The 21,040-nt window shown below is 63.7% G+C and carries 21 protein-coding genes and 1 pseudogene; 11 read left to right on the forward strand and 11 right to left on the reverse strand.

Annotated features, from left to right (window positions below):
• Window positions 1-46 precede the first annotated feature (46 nt).
• The 6 genes from rpmA (at window position 47) to F2P46_RS19120 (ending at window position 5,190) form a co-directional block, all read left to right on the forward strand.
• Entirely contained in the window at window positions 47-331 is a 285-nt protein-coding gene (gene rpmA / locus F2P46_RS19095) for a 50S ribosomal protein L27 (RefSeq protein ID WP_166879937.1), read from the forward strand.
• 102 nt (window positions 332-433) lie between these two features.
• Entirely contained in the window at window positions 434-1,543 is a 1,110-nt protein-coding gene (obgE, locus tag F2P46_RS19100; RefSeq protein ID WP_166879939.1) for a GTPase ObgE, read from the forward strand.
• A 13-nt stretch (window positions 1,544-1,556) separates the two neighbouring features.
• Window positions 1,557-1,934: a hypothetical protein gene (locus F2P46_RS19105; RefSeq protein WP_166893057.1), complete on the forward strand. Its 378-nt coding sequence runs from the start codon at window positions 1,557-1,559 to the stop codon at window positions 1,932-1,934.
• Window positions 1,935-1,950: 16 nt separating this feature from the next.
• Window positions 1,951-3,069: a glutamate 5-kinase gene (gene proB / locus F2P46_RS19110; protein WP_166893059.1), complete on the forward strand. Its 1,119-nt coding sequence runs from the start codon at window positions 1,951-1,953 to the stop codon at window positions 3,067-3,069.
• A 36-nt stretch (window positions 3,070-3,105) separates the two neighbouring features.
• A complete protein-coding gene (locus tag F2P46_RS19115) occupies window positions 3,106-4,035 on the forward strand; it encodes a hypothetical protein (protein ID WP_166893061.1) in 930 nt (309 codons plus the stop codon).
• A gap of 78 nt (window positions 4,036-4,113) precedes the next feature.
• Window positions 4,114-5,190: a DUF4272 domain-containing protein gene (locus tag F2P46_RS19120; protein ID WP_166893063.1), complete on the forward strand. Its 1,077-nt coding sequence runs from the start codon at window positions 4,114-4,116 to the stop codon at window positions 5,188-5,190.
• A gap of 98 nt (window positions 5,191-5,288) precedes the next feature.
• On the opposite strand, the pseudogene F2P46_RS19125 reads toward F2P46_RS19120, so the two are convergent.
• The 7 genes and pseudogenes from F2P46_RS19125 to F2P46_RS19155 form a co-directional block, all read right to left on the reverse strand.
• Window positions 5,289-5,713 (reverse strand): annotated as a pseudogene (locus tag F2P46_RS19125) (macro domain-containing protein); the annotation flags it as partial.
• Between the two features lie 34 nt (window positions 5,714-5,747).
• Entirely contained in the window at window positions 5,748-6,395 is a 648-nt protein-coding gene (nth, locus tag F2P46_RS19130) for an endonuclease III (RefSeq protein WP_166893066.1), read from the reverse strand.
• 1 nt (window position 6,396) lies between these two features.
• Window positions 6,397-7,071: an electron transport complex subunit RsxB gene (gene rsxB / locus F2P46_RS19135; protein ID WP_166893068.1), complete on the reverse strand. Its 675-nt coding sequence runs from the start codon at window positions 7,069-7,071 to the stop codon at window positions 6,397-6,399.
• Between the two features lie 153 nt (window positions 7,072-7,224).
• On the reverse strand, window positions 7,225-8,460 hold the full coding sequence (locus tag F2P46_RS19140) for a polyhydroxyalkanoate depolymerase (RefSeq protein ID WP_166893069.1): 1,236 nt from the start codon (window positions 8,458-8,460) through the stop codon (window positions 7,225-7,227).
• A 387-nt stretch (window positions 8,461-8,847) separates the two neighbouring features.
• On the reverse strand, window positions 8,848-9,945 hold the full coding sequence (locus F2P46_RS19145) for an NAD(P)/FAD-dependent oxidoreductase (protein WP_187362653.1): 1,098 nt from the start codon (window positions 9,943-9,945) through the stop codon (window positions 8,848-8,850).
• Window positions 9,946-10,103: 158 nt separating this feature from the next.
• Window positions 10,104-10,427 (reverse strand): ferredoxin FdxA, encoded by a 324-nt coding sequence (gene fdxA / locus F2P46_RS19150; RefSeq protein ID WP_166879954.1) that lies wholly within the window; start codon window positions 10,425-10,427, stop codon window positions 10,104-10,106.
• Window positions 10,428-10,682: 255 nt separating this feature from the next.
• Window positions 10,683-11,927 carry a putative Na+/H+ antiporter gene (locus F2P46_RS19155; protein ID WP_166893070.1) on the reverse strand — a complete coding sequence of 415 codons (1,245 nt, stop codon included), beginning with the start codon at window positions 11,925-11,927 and terminating at the stop codon, window positions 10,683-10,685.
• 123 nt (window positions 11,928-12,050) lie between these two features.
• Here F2P46_RS19155 and F2P46_RS19160 point away from each other — a divergent pair, with 123 nt between their 5' ends.
• Entirely contained in the window at window positions 12,051-12,332 is a 282-nt protein-coding gene (locus F2P46_RS19160) for a polyhydroxyalkanoic acid system family protein (protein ID WP_166893071.1), read from the forward strand.
• Between the two features lie 23 nt (window positions 12,333-12,355).
• Here F2P46_RS19160 and F2P46_RS19165 read toward each other — a convergent pair whose 3' ends face one another.
• Window positions 12,356-12,610 (reverse strand): acyl-CoA-binding protein, encoded by a 255-nt coding sequence (locus F2P46_RS19165; RefSeq protein WP_166893072.1) that lies wholly within the window; start codon window positions 12,608-12,610, stop codon window positions 12,356-12,358.
• A 98-nt stretch (window positions 12,611-12,708) separates the two neighbouring features.
• Window positions 12,709-13,692 carry a hypothetical protein gene (locus F2P46_RS19170; protein ID WP_208296691.1) on the reverse strand — a complete coding sequence of 328 codons (984 nt, stop codon included), beginning with the start codon at window positions 13,690-13,692 and terminating at the stop codon, window positions 12,709-12,711.
• A 267-nt stretch (window positions 13,693-13,959) separates the two neighbouring features.
• On the opposite strand from F2P46_RS19170, the gene F2P46_RS19175 reads away from it, so the two are divergent.
• Window positions 13,960-14,712 (forward strand): ABC transporter substrate-binding protein, encoded by a 753-nt coding sequence (locus F2P46_RS19175; protein ID WP_229509355.1) that lies wholly within the window; start codon window positions 13,960-13,962, stop codon window positions 14,710-14,712.
• Window positions 14,713-14,779: 67 nt separating this feature from the next.
• Here F2P46_RS19175 and F2P46_RS19180 read toward each other — a convergent pair whose 3' ends face one another.
• Both F2P46_RS19180 and F2P46_RS19185 read right to left on the reverse strand, forming a co-directional pair.
• Window positions 14,780-15,019 (reverse strand): hypothetical protein, encoded by a 240-nt coding sequence (locus F2P46_RS19180; protein ID WP_166893074.1) that lies wholly within the window; start codon window positions 15,017-15,019, stop codon window positions 14,780-14,782.
• A gap of 2 nt (window positions 15,020-15,021) precedes the next feature.
• A complete protein-coding gene (locus F2P46_RS19185; RefSeq protein ID WP_166893077.1) occupies window positions 15,022-15,378 on the reverse strand; it encodes an FKBP-type peptidyl-prolyl cis-trans isomerase in 357 nt (118 codons plus the stop codon).
• A gap of 134 nt (window positions 15,379-15,512) precedes the next feature.
• On the opposite strand from F2P46_RS19185, the gene F2P46_RS19190 reads away from it, so the two are divergent.
• From F2P46_RS19190 to F2P46_RS19200, 3 genes are all read left to right on the forward strand, one after another.
• Window positions 15,513-16,385: an EI24 domain-containing protein gene (locus F2P46_RS19190; RefSeq protein WP_166893079.1), complete on the forward strand. Its 873-nt coding sequence runs from the start codon at window positions 15,513-15,515 to the stop codon at window positions 16,383-16,385.
• 69 nt (window positions 16,386-16,454) lie between these two features.
• A complete protein-coding gene (locus F2P46_RS19195) occupies window positions 16,455-17,246 on the forward strand; it encodes a molybdopterin-binding protein (protein ID WP_166893081.1) in 792 nt (263 codons plus the stop codon).
• Window positions 17,247-17,568: 322 nt separating this feature from the next.
• Window positions 17,569-20,868 (forward strand): transglycosylase domain-containing protein, encoded by a 3,300-nt coding sequence (locus F2P46_RS19200; RefSeq protein ID WP_229509354.1) that lies wholly within the window; start codon window positions 17,569-17,571, stop codon window positions 20,866-20,868.
• Window positions 20,869-21,040: the final 172 nt, after the last annotated feature.

The following is a 21,040-nucleotide window of genomic DNA, read 5'->3' on the forward strand; positions in this document are numbered from 1 at the left end:
CCGGCTAGATCAGTCCAAAGTTAACCAGCTATCCAGGAGTATTTAAATGGCACACAAAAAAGGCGGCGGCACAACGCGCAACGGCCGTGACTCAGAATCAAAACGCCTCGGCGTTAAAGTCTACGGCGGCCAGACCATCAATGCCGGCGGCATCATCATCCGTCAGCGCGGCACCCCGGTGCGCGCAGGCGAAAACGTCGGCACCGGCAAGGATCACACCCTGTTCGCGCTGGTCGACGGCAAGGTGAAGTTCGTGGTCAAGGGCGCAGGCTCGAAGCAGTTCGTTACCGTTGTTGCTAACGACGCAGCTCCAGCAGCAGTCGCAGCGTAAGTTGTATCCGCGCTGTCATGGCGCACATTTGTAAGGCGCAAGCCTTCCATTGAAAGGCTCTGCCCAAGGTAGAGCCTTTTTAGTTTTAGGGCGGCACAAAATATGAAGTTTATCGACGAAGCAAAAATCGAGGTCATCGCCGGCGACGGCGGCAATGGCTGCGCATCGTTCTGTCGCGAGAAATTCCGGCCTTTCGGCGGCCCGGACGGCGGCGACGGCGGCAAGGGTGGCTCTATCTGGGCCGTTGCGGACCGCAACATCAACACCCTGGTCGACTTCCGTTACTCCAAAATGCACAAGGGCCGGGACGGCGAACCAGGCCGCGGCGCCGATTGCTATGGCAAGGGCGCGGAAGACATCTATATGCGCATGCCGGTCGGCACCTTGATCGTCGATAACAACAACGGCGAGATCATCGCCGACCTGACCGAACACGGCCAGACCGAACTGCTGGCCAAGGGCGGCGAGGGCGGCTGGGGCAATATCCACTTCAAGTCCTCCACCAACCGCGCTCCGCGTCAAAAGACCGAGGGCAAGGAAGGCGAGCGGCGCGAGCTGCGCCTGGAACTGAAGGTGCTGGCCGACGTGGGCCTGTTGGGCATGCCGAACGCCGGCAAGTCGACCTTTATCACGGCCGTCTCGAACGCCAAGCCGAAGATCGCCGACTACCCGTTCACCACCTTGCACCCGAACCTGGGCGTGGTGCGCGTGTCGCACGAGAAGAGCTTTGTGATCGCCGACATTCCCGGCTTGATCGAAGGCGCTTCCGAAGGCGCCGGCCTCGGCCACCAGTTCCTGCGCCACCTGCAGCGTACCGGCCTGTTGCTGCACATCGTCGACATGGCTCCGTTCGAGACCAATGTCGATCCGGTCAAGGAAGCCAAGGCCCTGATCAAGGAACTCGAAAAGTACGACGAGTCGCTGGTCGACAAGCCGCGCTGGTTCGTCTTGAACAAGCTCGATGTGGTGCCGCAAGAAGACCGCAAGAAGCTGGTCAAGGATTTCGTCAAGCGCATGGCCTGGAAGGGTCCCGTGTTCGAAATCTCGGCCCTGAGCCACGAAGGCTGCCCGGAGCTGGTCAACGCCATCTACCTGCACCTCGAGACCATCAAGAAGAGCGAGCACCGCGCCGAAGAAACGCAGATGACCGAAGAAGCACGCGGCATTGCGTCGATCGACCCGGACGATCCGCGCTTCAAGATCCTCGACTAAGTTGGCTTTACCCATGCTCAAGCAGAAGCTGCGCGCGCAGCTTCTGAGTCTGGTCGCCCTGGCCAGTTCACTGTCCGCCCTGGCGGCCATGATGAACCCAGACCGGGTGGCGACCGCCATGGGCGTGTTTCTCGTCGGCGTGAACGGCTACAGCCAGTTTTTCGCCGTCTATGTCGGTCTCAGGTTCGCACAAGCGTTCCTGGCGCTGCTGGCAGCAAGGCGGGCCGACCAGCCTGTCCTCGGCGACATCACCGCATTGTTCCTCCTGGCGCAGCCGGCCGGCCGCTTTGCAGCGGCCTTCGCCATCGGCCTGCCCCAGGGATTATTGTTAGTCGTTTGCGGGATCGAACTGGCGGCAGGCCTCCTGCTGCTTGCCTTGCGCCCGCGCTGATAAGAGCCGCTGCCCCATGAATTCCGTTATCCAGACCGCCACCCGCATCATCATCAAAGTCGGCTCCTCGCTCGTCACCAACGACGGGCGCGGGCTCGATCACGCCGCCATCGCGCGCTGGGCCGCGCAAATCGCCGCCTTGCGCGCCCTCGGCAAAGAAGTCGTGATGGTCAGCTCCGGCGCCATCGCCGAAGGCATGCTGCGCCTCGGCTTCGAGAAGCGCCCGACCGATATCCACGAACTGCAGGCCTGCGCCGCTGTCGGCCAGATGGGCCTGGCGCAGATCTACGAAACCAGCTTTCGCGCGCACGGCCTGGGCACGGCCCAGGTGCTGCTCACCCACGCCGACCTGGCCGACCGCGAACGCTACCTGAACGCGCGCTCCACGCTCACCACCTTGCTGCGCCTGGGCGTGGTCCCGATCATCAACGAGAACGATACCGTCGTCACCGACGAGATCAAGTTCGGCGACAACGACACCTTGGGTGCGCTGGTGGCCAACCTGATCGAAGCGGACGCCCTGGTCATCCTCACCGACCAGCAGGGCCTGTACAGCGCCGATCCGCGCAAGGACCCGGCAGCGGTGCTGATCGCCCATGGCGAGGCAGGCGACCCGGCGCTCGAAGCGATGGCCGGCGGCGCCGGCAGCAGCATCGGGCGCGGCGGCATGCTGACCAAGATCCTGGCCGCCAGGCGCGCCGCCGGCTCGGGTGCGCACACCATCATCGCCTGGGGCCGTGACAGCGACGTGCTCACGCGCCTGGCCGCCGGCGAAGCGATCGGCACCGAGCTGCGCGCCCAGACCGGCCGCTTGACCGCGCGCAAGCAGTGGATGTCGGACCATCTGCACACCGCCGGCAAGGTGGTGCTCGACGCCGGCGCGGTGCAAAAGCTGTCGAAAGAAGGCAAGTCGCTGCTGCCGATCGGCGTGATCGAAGTGCGCGGCGAGTTCGGACGCGGCGCCGTCATCACCTGCCTGTCCGAAGACGGCGCCGAGGTGGCACGCGGGCTGTCGAACTACACCAGCGGCGAAGCGCGCCGCATCCTGCGCAAGCCCTCGTCCGAGATCGAAAAGCTGCTCGGTTTCCTCGAAGGCCCGGAGCTGATCCACCGTGACAACATGGTCCTGCTCTGATCCTGGCCAGCTTCGACTGATTGCCCAGAGGGCGCCATGAAAGCGTTTTTCTTCAAGTTCCTGGGCTGGGTCGGGGTGCTGGTGTTCCTGCTTTTCGGGATCCTCTACTACGCCATTACCTACAGCGTCGTGCTGTTTTTCGTGACCGTGGCCGGCATGCTGGTATGCGCGCCGCCATCGCGCCGCTGGATCATCGAGCGCACCGGCTTGAACCTGTACGGGCGCGCCATGGGCATCGCGTTCGTCGTGCTGTTCATCGCACAAGCGTGGGTCGGCATTTCCGAAAATGTGGACGTGCTGCTGGCGCGCGACGCCCGGCAGGAGCGCGACAAGGTCCAGGCCCTGGCCAAGGCGCGTGCCGACGAACATGCGCGCTTTTTGGCCGCGAAACCGGCCATCCTGGCCGACATTGCGGCCAGGCGCGATCGAGGCGCGCTGAGCGAGGCGCTGGCGCTGATCGACAAGCACGCCGCCCGCACCCCCGACCCGGACCTCGACAAACTGCGCGTATCGATCGACGTCATCGACACCGAAGCGGGCCTCAAGGACGAAGAGGGAATACCGCTGCGCCAGCGCCTGGCCCTGTACAAGCGCCTGGCGACGCTCGATCCGTCGACTGCGCGCTACGCCGCCAGGGTGGCCGCGCTCGACGCCGAACTGAAGGAAACCGGTGCGCGCGAACAGGCCGAGACCGGGCGCGCCAGCGCCGCCAGCGGTCGCGAGGCCATGCTGGCGCGCCAGTTCGACCAGCGCAGCGGCGCGCATCTGAAGCTGCAGGCGGAAATCAAGCGCGTCATGATCAACCCGGCCAGCTACGAGCACGTGGAAACCACCTTCCTCGATACCGGCAGGGGCATGAGCTTGCGATCGACGATCCGCAGCAAGAACGCGGCCGGCGAGATGGCCGAGAACATCATCGCCGCGACTGTGGACGACAGCGGTAACGTGCTGACCATCACGGATTAGGCATGGTTTGAAGTGCGCCTGCCGAAAACGGCGCGCTCCCGGTATCATGCCATTCTTGCCACCGATTTACCGAGCCCCATGATCAATTCACTCAAGCGTCTCTTCGCCCGCCCGCAAGCCGTGGTTCCGGCCGCGCCGACCGGCGCGACCACGTTGTACAACGTCTACTGCACGCGCCACACGATCGCGCAGCCGGCCTTCGCCCACCAACTGCAAGGACGGCGCGACCTGTCCGACGGCGAACTGCTGGTTCACCTGCACAGCTTCTGCGGCTATGTGTTCAGTCGCGGCACGGAAGCGATGACGCGCGATAAATACCACGTCATCCTGCACATGCAGCGGGTCCAGCATCACCTGAGCATGGAGGTGGCCGACGACGCGCTGCCCGAACTGCACGCGTGGGCGCGCGATGCGAACGCGCTGCTGTTTACGCCCGACGGCCACGTGCGCGATCCCGACGGCCATGTGCTGATCAACGTCGCCGACGGCCAGGCCGTCAGTGACGCCAGCGTGCCGTATCCGGCCCAGGCGTGGACGCGCAAGAGCGCCACCGAAGCGCTGCTGGCCGTGCGCGGCATCACGGTGCCCGACAGCCTGCCGCCGCTGGTGTGCGAAGAAGAACTGACCCTGCGCGACCGCGACGAGGTCATCGGCCGCGCGCGCGCCTTGCTGCTGGTCGCCCTGCGCGCCGAATCGGTCGCTGCCGGCGAGCCGATGCCGGTCGCCACCCTGCTCGATAAAATGCCGCTGGCGGACGACAGCCTGTCGCCGGCCGAACGCGCCTTCCTGGCGCTGGAGGCGCCGTCCGAGCACGAATGCGCGCAGTTCCTGTGGCGTTACGAGAGCTTGTACGTGCTGCAGTGGGCGCTGGGCATGGTCGACCAGCTGCCGTATCCGGATGCGCCGTGCGATACCGCCGCCGCGGTGGCGCGCCAGATCGAGATGCGCGGGCCGCAACTGCGCGACGCGGGCCAGATTGTCGACGCGCTCGACCAGACCTACCGCCTGCACTGGAATATCCGCCAGATCCGCCTGAAAAAGACCGGCGCCGACTTCGGGGCGGACGCCGACGTGGTCATGGAACGCCACCACGCCCTCAACTGGCTGGTGCGCTTCCAGCACGCCGACTGGGACTTCGTCGATACCCCGACCTGACCTGAAGGCTAGCGCGTGAGGAGTTCTGCTTCGTACAGCGCCAGGTCGGCGCCGGAAAAACAGCAAAAAACGATCTCGCGCAGGCTTGGCGCCGTCAACAGCGCTTCTCGTACGGTCGCTACCGCCAGGTTGGCGGCAAGCGCCGGCGGGTAGCCGTAAATGCCGGTGCTGATCGCCGGGAAGGCGATCGACGCCAGCTCGCGCGCCGGTAGCAGCTCGCCAGCAGCGCCGCTTCATCGTAGCCGCCTCCGCGCCAGACCGGGCCGACGGTGTGGATGATGCATTTGGCCGGCAGGCGATACGCCTTGGTGGCCTTGGCCTCGCCGGTTTTGCAGCCAGCGAGCAGGCGGCATTCGTGTACCAGCTCCGGTCCGGCCGCGCGGTGGATCGCGCCATCGACCCCGCCGCCGCCCAGCAGGGACGAGTTGGCGGCGTTGACGATGGCATCGACCTGCAAGGTGGTGATGTCGGCGCGTACCGCGCGCAGCAGCGCGCCATTCTGATGAAGCACTTCACCTGTCATGCGATTCTCCAAAAAAGCGCGTCCGATCACGAGCCTACTTCACCGCCGGCGCCGGCGTCTTTGCCTTGTACTCGCACAAGTCGGCGATCATGCAGTTCCAGCACAGGGGTTTCCTGGCGATGCAGGTGTAGCGCCCGTGCAAAATCAGCCAGTGGTGCGCATCCTGCAAAAACTCCTTGGGCACGAATTTGAGCAGCTTTTGCTCGACCACCACCACATCCTTGCCCGGCGCGATGCCGGTCCGGTTCGACACCCGGAAAATATGCGTGTCGACCGCGATCGTCGGGTCGCCAAAGGCCGTATTGAGCACCACGTTGGCGGTCTTGCGTCCCACTCCCGGCAGCGCTTCGAGCGCCTCGCGCGAATGCGGCACTTCGCCGCCGTGCAGGTCGATCAGCATCTGGCACGTCGCCATGACGTTCTTGGCCTTGGTGTGATACAGGCCGATGGTCTGGATGTAGGATTTGAGTTCGTCGATCCCTAGCGCCAGGATGGCCGCCGGCGTATTGGCCACCGGGTACAGCAGGCGCGTGGCCTTGTTCACGCCCACGTCGGTCGCCTGGGCCGACAGCAGCACCGCGATCAACAGTTCGAACGGCGTGGTGTAATTCAGTTCCGTGGTCGGGTGCGGATTGGCCGCGCGCAGGCGGCTGAAAATTTCAAAACGTTTAGCTGGATTCATTTCATTTTTCTGCGGGCGGCGCGGCCTTCTGGCGTGCGCGCTCCATGGCGGCGGCGATGATGGCGCGCTTGCGCTCCTTCTCGGCGATTTCGTCGGGCGTGTTGGTCGGCTGCGCCGTCACTTCCTGCATCTTGGCGACGGCCTTGGCGGCCAGGCGCGCATCGTTTTCCTCGCGTTCGCGCTGCAGGCGCGCGCTGCGCAAGTCGTGCCGCTCGCGCGCCGCGTCGGCCTGCTCCTGCGACCACGCGGCCCAGCCGGTGCGCCCGCCCGTCACCGGCATCATGCTGATGCAGTCGACCGGGCAGGGCGCCACGCACAGGTCGCAGCCGGTGCACAGGCTCGGCAGGATCGTGTGCATCTGCTTGGCCGCACCCATGATCGCGTCCACCGGGCAGGCCTGGATGCACAGGGTGCAGCCGATGCACAGCGCTTCATCGATAAACGCCACCGGGCGCGGACGCTCCACGCCGTTGGCCGGATTGATCGGGATGACCTTGCGTCCCAACAGCGCGGCCAGGCGCGCCACGCCCTCGATGCCGCCCGGCGGGCACTGGTTGATGTCGGCCGTGCCGTCGGCGATCGCTTCGGCGTACGGGCGGCAGGCGGGGTAGCCGCATTTGGTGCACTGGGTCTGCGGCAGCAGGTCTTCGATGTGGTCGGCCAGGGTCTTGGTCACGGCGGCGGGCGGCAAGCGGGTGGGAAAGCGACATTATAGTCGCCGCCCGCCATCCTCAGCGCGCGCGGCGCCACGCGGCGCGCCGCCACGGACGAAAAAATGCCGCACACGGGATGCAAGCCGCGTGCGGCATGTTTGGGAGGGAACGGAAAATCAGCCGTGCTTCAGGATGAATTCGCCGATCTTCGGGCAAATCACCTCGCGCCAGCGACGGCCCGAGAAGATGCCGTAGTGGCCGCATTTCGGCGCCACGAAATCCTGCTGCATGTCGGCCGGGATGCCGCTGCACAGATCATGCGCGGCCTGGGTCTGGCCGGCGCCGGAGATGTCGTCCAACTCGCCTTCGACCGTAAACAGCGCCACCGTGGTGATGTCCTGCGGACGCACCAGCTTGCCGCCGACGGTCCATGTGCCTTTTGGCAGGCGGTGTTCCTGGAATACCGTCTTGATGGTGTCGAGGTAGTACTCGGCCGGCATGTCGAGCACCGCGTTGTACTCGTTGTAGAACTGGCGATGGCCTTCGGCCGGTTCGTCGTCGCCCGCCACCAGGTGGTTGTAGAACTCGCGGTGGCTCTGCGCATGGCGGCCGGGGTTCATGGCGATGAAGCCGGCGTGCTGCAGGAAGCCTGGGTACACCTTGCGCCCGAAGCCCGGATAGTTGGCCGGCACCGCGTAGATCACGGTGTTTTCGAACCACGAGAACGGCTTCTCGATGGCCAGGTCGTTGACCGCGGTCGGCGACTTGCTCGGGTCGATCGGGCCGCCCATCATGGTCATGGTTTTCGGCAACTGCGGATCCTTGGCGGTGGCCATCAGCGAGATCGCCGCCAGCACCGGCACGGTCGGCTGGCACACCGAAATGACATGCAGATCGGGTGCCAGCAGGCGGATGAAATCCTGCACGTAGTAGATATAGTCGTCCAGGTGGAACGCGCCTTCGGTCAGCGGCACCATGCGCGCATCGGTCCAGTCGGTGACGTACACGTCGTGGCCGGTCAGCAGCCCGCGCACGGTATCGCGCAGCAGGGTCGAATGGTGGCCCGACAGCGGCGCGACCAGCAGCACTTTCGGCTGGGCCAGCTTTTCAATGGCCTTGTCGTTCAAGTCTTTTTTGAAGTGCAGCAGGCGGCAGAATGGGCGGGTCTGGACGACCTGCTCCACGATGCCGACCGTTTCACCGTCGATGACGGTCGATGTGATGTCGAAAGCCGGTTTTTCATAATCCTTGCCGAGTCGGTACATCAGCTCGTAGCCAGCGGCGATACGCTGCGCGAACGGCGTGTGCGCGAACGGGGACACCGGATTGGAAAAGAGCTTGGATGAGGCGTCGGCCCACTGCATCAGTGGTGTCAGGAATGAGCGTTGCATCTCGTGCAATTGGTAAAGCATACATATTCCTTCGTTGTAATCGTTGCCTTGCAATCGTTTGCGTAAGGTGTGCTGAGTAATTATAGGCCATTTGAAAGGCCGGTCTGCAATTTGCAATTCTTGTTGGAAATTACGCGGCTGTCAGTTTCAGGCAAGCCAAGCGTGTTCGATACACCGTTTTATCACACAATGCTGCGCTGCGTTTATGAGCTACCTAACGCAGCATGAAAAATGCCCCGGCTGAGCGGGGCATTGTTGTGGCGGGAAGACTGATCCGAGCGTCTGTTTTTGCCGATAGCTTAAGCACCGTCTTTCCCGGCCTCGGCGGCCCCCTTGGCGGGAATCCAAGGCACTGTCGCTTAGCAAAGATGCCTTGGGTTCCCGCCTCCGCGGGAACGACGGTGGCGCTTAGTCGAACGTCGGCGTCTCGACACCGAGGATCTTGTGCAGTTTCGGCGAGGTCGTCGTGTACTGCATGTGGATCTTTTTGTCCGGGAAGATGTACGGCGCGGCGCCGAAGGCAGCCAGCGCCGCTTCGTGGAAGCCCGACAAAATCAGCTTCTTCTTGCCCGGATAGGTGTTGATGTCGCCCACCGCGAAAATGCCCGGCACGTTGGTTTCGAACTTCTCGGTGTTTTGCACCTTGAGCTGGCGGCGCTCGATGTCCAGGCCCCATTCGGCGATCGGGCCGAGTTTCGGCGACAGGCCGAAGAACACCAGCAGCATGTCGAGCGGTACGCGGCGGGTCACGCCGTCGGCACCGGTCACTTTGACTTCGCTCAGCTTGCCGTCTTTTTCATCGAAACCGGTTACCTGGCCGATGATCAACTGCATTTCATACGCTTCGCACAGCGCCTTCATCTTCGCCACCGACGCCGGCGCGGCGCGGAAGTCTTCGCGGCGGTGCAGCAGCACGACCGATTCGGCCTTGCCCACGAAATTGAGGGCCCAGTCCAGCGCCGAGTCGCCGCCGCCGCAGATGATCAGGTTCTTGCCTTCGAACTGGCTTGGATCCTTGACGCGGTAGTGCACCTGGGTGCCGTCGAACGCTTCGATGCCGTCGACCTTGATCGTGCGCGCCTGGAACGAACCGACGCCGGCCGCGATGAAGATGGTCTTGGTGATGAACTGGGTGCCGGTCGAGGTTTCAACGTTGAAACGGCCGTCTTCACGGCGCTGCACCACGGTTACTTCCTGGTTCAGGTGGAAGGTTGGCTCGAACGGCTCGATCTGCTTGAGCAGGTTGTCGGTCAGTTCCTGGCCGGTGCACACTGGCACGGCGGGAATATCGTAGATCGGCTTGTCGGGATACAGTTCCACGCACTGCCCGCCCACGGCCGGCAGCGAATCGATCACATGGGCCTTAATTTCCAGCAAGCCGAGCTCGAACACCTGGAACAATCCGACCGGGCCTGCGCCGATGATCACGGCATCGGACTCGATGGCGCCGGCAAAGGAACTATTGGCAGCGACGCTGCCTGCTTCGTGGTTGGCGATGATAGTCATGCGCTTACTTCCTGTTGATTTTGGGGTGGGGTTGCAGCTTGCAGCGCTGCATCGGGCGTTGCTGCGAATGGCCGACAGTGTGCCACGATGAAGACGATCTTGCTGGCGCGAACCCTGGCGCCGGGCCGCGTGGCGGTCCGGCGGGGCTGCTGGCTGGCTTAACGGATCAGCTGATCGATCTTGTTCTGGACGTCTTTCCACTGTTCCGCGTCGGGCAGGGCCGGCTTGGTCTTGGTGATGGACGGCCAGGCGCGCGCCAGTTCAACGTTGATCTTGATGAACTGCTGCTGGTCGGCCGGCACATCTTCTTCCGCGAAGATGGCGTTGACGGGACATTCGGCCACGCACACAGCGCAATCGATGCACTCGTCCGGATCGATCGTCAGAAAATTCGGGCCTTCCCGGAAACAATCTACCGGGCATACATCGACGCAATCGGTGTAACGACAGCTGATGCACGATTCGGTGACAACGTGGGTCATAACAGTCCTATCAGTGAAAAGGGTGCTGCGGGCCGGTGGCAGGGATAACGCCAACCATAGCAAAGCACTGTATTTTAAGGCAATTCGCTTGTTCCCACAATTGAGGCTTATACACAATCCACATAAGCAAATGCGCTCTTGCTTGCTCAAAAACCAAGACTTGTTTTCCTGCCAATTCAAGCGAACTGAACAGAAATGGTCGCCCTGATAACGCTGCGCGGGTTTGACGCAGCGCAAGCGAGCCGCCAAATCGGGCTACAGCAGGAACATGATCATCGCCACGATGGTTGGCGGCAGCGCGCCCGCCAGCAGCCCGGCCACGCCGATCGATTCATCCTCGAAGCCATCGCGCACCAGCGCCGCGCCGGCCGGATTGGGGGCGTTGGCGATGATGGTCAGGCCGCCGCCGGCCACCGCCCCGGCCACCAGCATGTACTTGGCCTGGTCGGACAAGCCGCCGATCAGCGAGCCGAGGTAGGTGAGGGCGGCGTTGTCGGTGATCGCGGTCAGCGCGGTGGCGCCGAAAAACAGGGCGGTCGGCCCCATGCTTGACACGATCGGTTGCAGCCACCACTGCTGCATGCCGCCCAGCACCACCAGCCCGGCCAGGAAGAAGCCGACCAGCAAGCCTTCCTTCAGGATCAGGGGATTCTGGTACTTGTCATAGGCATGGGTGAAGCCGATGAAGAACATGAACAGGCCCATGAAGATGACCGGATGGTGCGCAAAGCCGACCACGGCCGCCAGGAAGGCCAGGTGGATCGCGCTCACCAGCGGCGGCACCTTGACCTCATCCGGCGCCGGCGCGGGCGCCTCGACGATGTGGCGGCGCAGCATGATGCTCACCACGGTCGCGTTGATCAGCACGGCGATGGCGGCGCGCCAGCCGAAGGTCGAGGCCATGAAGGCGCTGTCCCAGTGCCAGGTGGAGGCCACCATCAGCACCGGCGGCGCGGCGAACGAGGTGAGCGTGCCGCCGATCGACACATTGACGAACAGCACGCCCAGGGCGGCGTACTTGAGCCACTCGGGCATGTCCTTGCGAAAAATCTGGGGCGCGAGCATCAGCGCGGCCAGGGTCATGGCGGCCGGTTCCGTGATGAGCGAGCCGAGCAGGGGCACCAGGGACAGGCACAGCCACACATTGACCATCGGCGTGCGCAGCGGCGCCAGGCGTGCCAGGGTGGCGATGACGGCGCGGATCGCTTCGAGCACCGGCCTGGAGGCCGCCACCACCATGATCACGAACACGAACAGTGGTTCGGTGTAGGTGCGCGATTCGGCATAGGCGATCGCTTCCTTGCCGCCGACCATGAAGGCCATGGCCAGGATCAGCACCAGCGCCCACAGGCCGAACACGACCTCGACTTCGCCGAAGAAATGGAACAGCCCGGCGTGGCGCGGATAGCGGTCGGCCAAGCGTTCGAAACTCTTGGCGGCAAAGGTGTGCGCCAGGGCGAGCCCGAACAGGACCGCGGCGATGAGTTGCATGTCGCTCATGTCATTCCGATAAAAAGTAGCCGAGAAGCATTATAGGACGGGAAGCGGCAGCGGGCGGAGCCGAACTAGGCGGGGCGAGCTCAACAAGGTATCATGTGCGCGAAAAACACAACAAGGAAAGTCATGGCTGACATCAGCATCGTTCAGGAGCATAGCCTGACACCGATCAAGGCGCGCGAAGCGGCCCAGAAAGTGGCCGACAAGATTGCCGCCGAATATGGCCTGACCTGCGCGTGGCAGGGCGACGTGCTCCATTTCGAGCGCAGCGGCGTGCACGGATCGCTGGCGCTGGAAGCGCAGCGGGTGGCGATGCATATCCGCCTGGGATTCCTGATGAGTGCGTTCGCGTCGACAATCGAGGCGAAAGTGACGGAAAAAATGAAAGCGGTCTTCGGCGCAGCCTGACGCGGCCGCGCCGGGGTGGCCTCTCAGCCCTTCAATTCGTCGATCAGGTCGACGTACTGCTGCATGGCCTCGTCCTTGGGCGTGCCCTTGACGGCATCCCACGCATCGTACTTGGCACGGGCGACGAAGTCGGTCATGCCGGGACGGTTGCCGTCGGTGTCGCCGGCCGATGCTTGTTTGTAGAGCGCGTAAATCTTCAACAAGGTTTGATTATCCGGACGCTCGGGCAGATTTTTGGAATCGGCCAAGGCCTGGTCAAACTGTTCCTGCAAACTCATCGTATCTCCTGGGGTGGCTGAAATATAGGATGAGAATCTTAGCGCAGCTTGCACGCCAAACCCCGGAAAAGCGCAAGAGATTAGAGGACATGCTCAGCTTAGCGGGCCGCTTCCCCGAACAAGCGGGTTAGCAACAAGCCGAACTTCTCCTTTTGTTCCGGCGCGGTCGGCTTGATCACCCCCTGTTCTTGCAATACGGCGATCAGCTTCACCGGCCCGTTGCGATTGTTGCCCACAATCTCGACATGACCCGCCTTCACCTCCACGATCTTGACCCGTGGATCGTTGTCAATCGCCGGGTTGCGTTGCTCCGCCAGGGAAAAAATCGCATCCGACTCCACGCAAGCGCCCTGGCTCATGCGCCGGCAGCTGCCGCCTTCATCGGTCACGATCTTGAGAAAATCCGTCACGCGCGGATCGAGCGGGGGTGGATCGACGATGAACGGCGAGGTGTAGGTAATTTCGGACCATTTATCGCCCGTGACGATCTGGCAGATCGGCCCGACCAGTCCAAGCGAGAGGGTCTTCCACAAGCGGCTGCCGCAATGGCGCGCCGCCGCAATGCCGCCGAACGGTCCCGATACGGTCACCAGGCGCAGCGACCCATCCTTGCCCTCGATGGCATCGGCTTGGCCTATGGACATCGCCTTGCGCGCGATCAGGGCGCCCTGACTGTGGCCCAGGACGGTAATGGGCTGCTTGTCCAAACCCCGGGCCAGCCCGGTGATTGCGGCGTCGAGCTGGGCGGCACTGCGCAGCAGGCTGTCGCGGTCGTTGTAGTTGAAACACACGGTCTGCTGGCCGTGAAAAGCCAGTACCTGGGCCATTCCACGGTAGCGCCCGGCCGAGCTGAAACAGCCATGGACCAGCACCGTGACCGGCTGCTGGGCGTTCAATCTCAGGGTCTGGTCGCCACTGTCGGTGCAGTGACTCAGGTTCGGCACGCTCATGCTGACGTTGACCGGCGGCAGGCGCGACCCATCGATGAGCAGCAGTGCCGGCTCGTCCGGTGCCGGGGTGGCGCAGGCGCTCATCAGTCCCAGGGCGGCCACGCGCATGACCGCTGCAAGAATTTTCATCATTGATGGCTCGATGGTAGGCAGGGACTACGAGTCTACTTGGTCGCGCCAACAGCCGGGTTGAAAATCTGTCGACTGACCGGATTGCGCAGGCTTGCGCAGCAAAAAAGTGACGCTGCGGGCCAGGGATCCAGGAGAATGGAGTTTCCATAAGGCAAATGCCACTGTTTGGGTGTATGATTTCGTATCGACATACCGTTGTCCTGATCCGTGGTGCCTATGATGCGAGCGGGCGTACATGTTTTTTCGGCGTGGGCTTGTGGCTTGGCCATGCTGTTCTGTAGCGACGCGACAGGCGCTACGCCCGTGCGCCCGCCGCTGGCCGATGCCAGCCGCGTCATCCGGCTCTCCTCGCTCGAATGGCCTCCCTACACTGGCGCGTCGCTGCCGCGGCAAGGCGTGACGACGGCGGTCATCGCCGCCGCGCTTGCCAGCATGGGTTATCGCCTGGAAGTTCACTACTTTCCATGGACCCGAGCGATCGCCCTGATCAAACACGATTCTCCATTTGCCGGGTATTACCCCGAATACCACTCGGCCGGGCTGGAACGCGACTTTCTCGTATCCGACCCGATCGGCAGCGGTCCGCTCGGCTTTGCCTACCGCGCGGACGCACCGGTTCAATGGGAAACCGTGGCCGACCTGTCAAAGTACCGGATCGGCGTCGTCGAAGGTTATGTCAATACAAACGAGTTCGATACGCGGGTGCGCCAAGGAAAGCAAATGATCGATACTGCGGTGAACGACAAGCAAAACCTGCGCAAGCTGGCCGCCAGGCGGGTGCCGCTGGTATTGATCGACCGGCGCGTGTACGAGCACCTGATCCTCAACGACGCCGTCCTGCGCGCCGTGGCGCCGACGCTGCGTTTCCATCCCCGCCTGCTGGAAGAGAAGCGGCTCTACATTTGCTTTCGCTCCAACGCCGAAGGCGAGCGCGTGCGCAAGATTGTCAATCAGGGCTTGAAACGGATTGATATCGAGGCAGTGACGGCGGCAGCCTTGAGCGCCGGCGCTGCGCAGTAAGCTTAGTTGGCAGCCTGCCGGACCTGGATGTCGAGACGAAAAAATCGCGCGACGCGCGCGCGAACTCCTAGTCCCTGCCCTCGGCCTCGGCCTTCGCCTTGGCCGCTTTTTCCTCGTCGCTGTCGCGGAACGGGTAGGTGGCCACCTTGACCGCACCCTTGGTCACCGCGACCCCGGCGCCAACCGCCGCCGAGCCGACCGCCACGCCGGCGCCAACCACCGCGCCGGTCACCGCAACGACGGCGCAGCCGCTCGAGGCGGCTACCACCAGCAGCGCCAGCGCGTAACGCAGGGCGCCCGTCGACATGCTTAAACCTTCAGCAGTTCGACGTCGAAAATGAGCGTGGCGTTCGGCGGAATCGCACCGCCCGCGCCGCGCGCGCCGTAACCGAGGCTGGCCGGGATCGTCAGGCGCCGCGCGCCGCCGACTTTCATGCCCTGCACGCCTTCGTCCCAGCCCTTGATCACTTCGCCGGCGCCCAGCGAAAACTTGAACGGGTCGTTGCGGTCCTTGCTGGAGTCGAACTTGGCGCCGGCAGTGCCGTCGTCGTTGCGCAGCCAGCCGGTGTAATGAACGGTGACGCGCTGGCCGGCTTGCGCCTGTGCGCCTTCGCCAACGGTGGTGTCTTCGTACTGGAGGCCGGAATCGGTAGTAATAGTGGACATGGTTTTCCTTAGTGGATCGATGTGATTGGCGATTGTAGTGCATGCCGTGCCGAAGCGCTATTGGCTCCACCCCCGCAAGCGCCCAAAGCGCGCTACACTGCGTGGACTTTTTGACTACCATCGGGCCGCTTTCCATGACCAAGACTCCCTGGCGCCCCGTCGCCACCGCCTACCGCCGCGCCCTCGTCTCGCAGGCCAATCCCAAGATGCTGCTGCTGACGGTGATTCCCTTCGTGCTGTCGGTGCTGCTGTGGGCCGTCCTGCTGGCCTTCGGCTTCCAGCCGCTGCTCGACTACGTCCAGACCCTGTTCCAGGACCACGGCTGGTTCAAGACCACCAGCGGCATGCTCGGCACGTTCGGCATGGGTGCCCTGAAAACCGTGATCGTGCCGCTGATCGCCATGCTGCTCCTGCTGCCGCTGATGATCGTCACCGCCCTGATCTTCATGGGCGTGGCCGCCATGCCGCCGATCACGCGCCACGTCGCGACGCGCCATTTCAGCACGCTCGAAGCCAAAAACGAAGGCAGCTTCATGGCCGGCCTGGCGATCAACATCAGCACCTCGCTGCTGTTCGTGGTGGTCTGGATCGCGACCCTGCCGCTGTACATTGTGCCGCCGGTGGCGGTGCTGGTGCAGGTGGTGTTGTGGGGCGCCCTGACCACGCGCGTGATGGTCTACGATGCCCTGGAAGACTACGCCAGCGCCGACGAAATGAAGGCCATCCGGCGCCGCCACCGCGCGCAACTGACCTTTATCGGCATCGTTTCCGGCTTTATCGGCGCGCTGCCGGGCATCGTCTGGCTCGGCGGCGCGCTCATGTCGTTCGTGCTGTTCCCGTTCCTGGCGGCCATCTCGATCTGGCTGTATGTGCTCATCTTCGTCTTTACCGCGCTCTGGTTCCAGTACTACTGCATGCAGGCGCTGGCCGACCTGCGCGCGTCCCAGGCCCCGCCGCTGGCCGGCGCTGCCGTCGCGGTCGGGGCGGACACGCCGCCACCGGCCTGAGTCTTTCATGGCACACTGACGACTTTTACAACAGCGTTTGCAACAGCGTTTGCACCAACGGAGAATCACATGGCAATCGGTTTGATCATCATCGGCGACGAAATTTTGTCGGGCAAGCGGCGCGACCAGCACTTTCCCAAAGTGCTAGAGCTGCTGGCCGAGCGCGGCCTCAAGCTGGACTGGGCCGAGTACCTGGGCGATGATCCGGCGCGCATCAGCGCCACCCTCAAGCGCACCATGGCCAGCGGCGACATCGTGTTCTCCTGCGGCGGCATCGGTGCCACCCCGGACGACCACACGCGCCAGTGCGCCGCCACCGCGCTCGGCGTGCCTTTGGCCTTGCACCCGCAGGGGCGGCTCAACATTGAAGAGCGCATCGGCGACATGGCGCGCGAAGCCGGCCAGGAAGTCGACCTCGGTTCCCCGGAAAACCTGCACCGCCTCAAAATGGCCGAGTTCCCCGAAGGCGCCTCGCTGATCCCCAACGCCTACAACAAGATCGCCGGTTTCACGGTCGGCACCCACCACTTCGTGCCGGGCTTTCCGGTGATGGCCTGGCCGATGATCGCCTGGGTGCTCGACAACCGCTACAGCCACCTGTTCAACCGCCAGCCGCACAGCGAACAGTCGGTGCTGGTGTACGGCTCGATGGAGTCGACCCTCAATCCGCTGATGGAAGAACTCGAAGCGCGTTACGCCCCGCTCAAGGTATTCAGCCTGCCGAGCGTGGGCGACGCGCTCACGCGCAGCCATATCGAACTGGGCGTCAAGGGCGAGCCGGCGCTGACCGCGACGGCCTTCGCCGACATGTGCGCGCAGCTGGCCGCCATGCGGATCGATTTCGCTCCGTGCGGGCCATAGTGTGACCGGCATGTGACGCGTTTTGCGGCAGCGCTTTTGCGCGGCGCGCTGAGCCGTTGTTTTTTTGCGAAAAACAATCGACCAGATCAAGTTTTCTTGAACATGCCTTCGCCACGGTCACCCGATGTGGTGGAATGGTGACCGTGCAGCACTCGTTTGCGCATGACTCTTGCGTGAGATTCGAGTGAGAATTGAATGCGTGACATTTTAAATATTTCAGGAATGCGATTGACCACCCGATCACACGAAGCGACCCGTTGCACGATGGCGAAGGTTGATGCGGTGATTGCAGGTACGATTGATTTGAACCGGTTGAGCCATCATGGAAAGTAATCGTCGTTCTCGACGGCCCCGCATCGTCGCCAGCGCGGTGCGCAAATTGCGCGCCCGTGCGGCAATGATCCAACTCGGCCAGGTGCCGCCCGCGCCGGACGACGGCACGGCGGCGCCGCATTCCCACCTGTCCCTCGTGTCCGGCGACGCCGCCAGCGCCGCCGCCACGCCCACCGATACCGATACCGACACCTTGCTCACTTCCGATACCGACAGCGCTACCTTGCCCGATTCCGAACACGCCACCGAGCCGCAAGGCACCCCTCCGCGCCGCCGCAGCCGCATCAAGCTGGTCCTGTGGTTGCTGTTACTGGTCCTGCTGGGCGCCGGCGTCTGGTGGCTGCTCGATGAAGTGCGCACCTCGGCGATGCAGGCCAAGTACTTTGCCGGCATCGCCAAGAAGATCAACTACAAGGTCGAAAAAGGCCCGAGCACCAACATCCGCTTCCCGCACGACAGCCCGTACGACGAGCGGCTCGGCTACGCCAACATGCCCGAGTATCTGGCCAAGCTCAAGGCGCGCGACTTCATGATCGATTCGCAGGCGCGCCTGTCGCCCAAGATGGTCGAACTGGCCGACCAGGGCCTGTTCGCCACCTACCGCGAAAAAACCAAGGTCGGCCTCGAAATCCTCGACTGCCGCGGCGAGCCACTGTTTTTGGCGCGCTACCCGGAGCGTTTCTACGAAAAGTTCGACGACGCGCCATCCTCGCTGGTCAAAAGCCTGCTGTTCATCGAAAACCGCGAACTGCTCGACCCGACCTACCCGAAACGCAATCCGGCGGTCGAGTGGGACCGTTTCAGCAAGGCCGTCTTCGACAAGTCGCTGCACGTGTTCAGCGGCGGCGACAAGCGCTCGGCCGGCGGCAGCACGCTGGCCACCCAGATCGAAAAATACCGCCATTCGCCGGATGGACGCACCAGCTCCTTGTCGGAAAAAGCGCGCCAGATGGTCTCCGCGACCCTGCGCGCCTACCAGTACGGCGAAGACACCACCAAAGCGCGGCGCCAGATCGTCATCGATTACCTGAACACGGTGCCGCTGTCGGCCAAACTCGGCTACGGTGAAGTCAACGGTATCGGCGACGGCATGTGGGTCTGGTACGGACGCGATTTCGCGGCCATGAACAAGCTGCTCAAAGACGAGCCGCATTCGCCCGACGCCGCGCTGGTGTACAAACAGGCGCTGTCGCTGATGATCGCCCAGCGCCGTCCGGCCCACTACCTGGGCGCCGGCGCCAACGACCTCGAAAACCTGACCAACACCCACCTGCGCGTGCTGGCCCAGGCCGGCGTGATCACGACCCAGCTGCGCGACGCCGCGCTGGCGGTCAAGCTGGAACCGGCCAAGGGTTCCGGCGTGGCGCCGCCGGCGGCCAATGCCTTCGTGTCGCGCAAAGCCTCGAACGCCGTGCGCACGCACCTGGCCGGTTTGCTGGGCGACCCCCGCCTGTACAACGTGGACCGCCTCGACCTGTCGGTGGTCAGCACGCTCGACTCGGAAGCGCAAAAAGCCGTCACCGCCATGCTGCGCAAACTGCGCGACACCGATTCGGCGCGCGAGGCCGGCCTGACCGGCAAGGGCATGCTGGGCAACGGCGACCCGGCCAGCGTGGTGTACAGCTTCACGCTGATGGAACGCGGCGAAAAGGCCAACTACCTGCGCGTGCAGACCGATAACTACGACCAGCCGCTCGACATCAACGAAGGCGCCAAGCTCGATTTGGGCTCCACCGCCAAGCTGCGCACCCTGGTGACCTACATGGACATCATCGACCAGCTGTACCAGCGCTACAACGGCATGAGCGCCGCCGAGCTGCGCAAGGTGGTGGTCGATCCCAAGGACCGCCTGTCGCAATGGGCGATCGAATACTTTTTGACGCTGCCGGCGAATGCCGCGCGCGACCTACCGGCCATGCTGGAAGCGGCGATCGAACGCCAGTACTCGGGCAACCCGGGTGAAGGCTTCTTCACCGGCGGCGGCATGCACACCTTCGGCAACTTCAGCAAGCTCGATAACTCGCGCGTCATGAGCGTGCGCCAGGCCCTGCGCAGCTCGACCAACCTGGTGTTCGTGCGCCTGATGCGCGACGTGGTGCGCTACTACATGTTCCAGCTGCCCGGTTCCTCGGCCGCGCTGCTGGCCGACGCCGACGATCCGCGCCGCGCCGAATACCTGGCCCGCTTCGCCGACCGCGAAGGACGCGAGTTCCTCGGCCGCTTCTATAACAAGTACAAGGGCAAGAACGCGGCCGACGCCGAAAAAGTCCTGCTTGCGAGCTTCCGTCCGACCCCGACCCGGCTGGCCAACGTGCACCGCACGATCGCCCCGAACGCCACCCTGGCCCAGTTCTCGGCCTTCGTGAAGGACAACCTGGTGTCGGCCAACGAAGTGCCGGAAGATCGCATCGCCCGCATGTACGACCAGTACGCCCCGGCCAACATGTCGCTGGCCGACCGCGGCTACCTGGCCTCGATCCACCCGCTCGAACTGTGGCTGGTCGGTTACTTCCGCGCCAATCCGACCGCGACTTACTCGGACATGATCGGGGCCAGCGTCAAGCAGCGCCAGGAAGTGTATGCCTGGCTGTTCAACACGCACCGCAAGCACGCGCAGGACCGCCGCATCGCCGGCTTGCTGGAAGTCGAAGCGTTCTTGAAGATCCACGCGCAGTGGAAGAAGATGGGTTATCCCTTCGATTCGCTGGTGCCGTCGTATGCGACGACCCTGGGCGCGTCGGCCGACCGCCCGGCGTCGTTGGCCGAGATGATGGGCATTATCGTCAACAAGGGCGTGCGCAAACCGGTGCAGCGCATCGACTCGCTGCATTTTGCCGAAGGTACGCCGTACGAAACCCTGGTCAAGCAGGCCAAGAGCGCGCCGGGCGAGCAGATTCTGTCGCCGGAAGTGGCGCGCGCGGTGGCTGATGCGATTCGCGGCGTGGTGTCGGACGGTACCGCCAAGCGGGTCAAGACGGCCTTCAAGATGGCCGACGGCAGCATCATCGCCGTGGGCGGCAAGACCGGTACCGGCGACCAGCGCTTCGAGGTGTATGGCGCTGGCGGGCGGCTGATCGAATCGCGTTACGTGAATCGTTCGGCGACGTTCGTCTTCAACATCGGCGAGCGCTTTTTCGGCAGCATGACGGCGTATGTGCACGGACCGTCGTCGGCCGACTACGACTTTACCAGTGCCTTGCCGGTGCAGTTGCTCACAGTGCTGGCGCCGACCCTGATGCCGATGATCGAGCCGCCGACGGATGGCACTGTCAAGCAGTGCGTGCGGTGATCGCGGCGGAGCTTCGAAACGGTCGAGCGTAGACCTGGGTCGGATTTAGTGCCGCAGACCTTTTAGCCGTCTTTCCCGGCCTCGGCGGCCCCCTTGGCGGGAATCCAAGTTCGTGTCGCAGCCACAGGCGGCTCGACAAAATTGGATTCCCGCCTGCGAGGCTGTCTCAAAA

Source organism: Massilia sp. CCM 8734 (assembly GCF_011682155.1).
In the GTDB taxonomy this organism is placed as follows: Bacteria; Pseudomonadota; Gammaproteobacteria; order Burkholderiales; family Burkholderiaceae_D; genus Telluria_A; species Telluria_A rubra.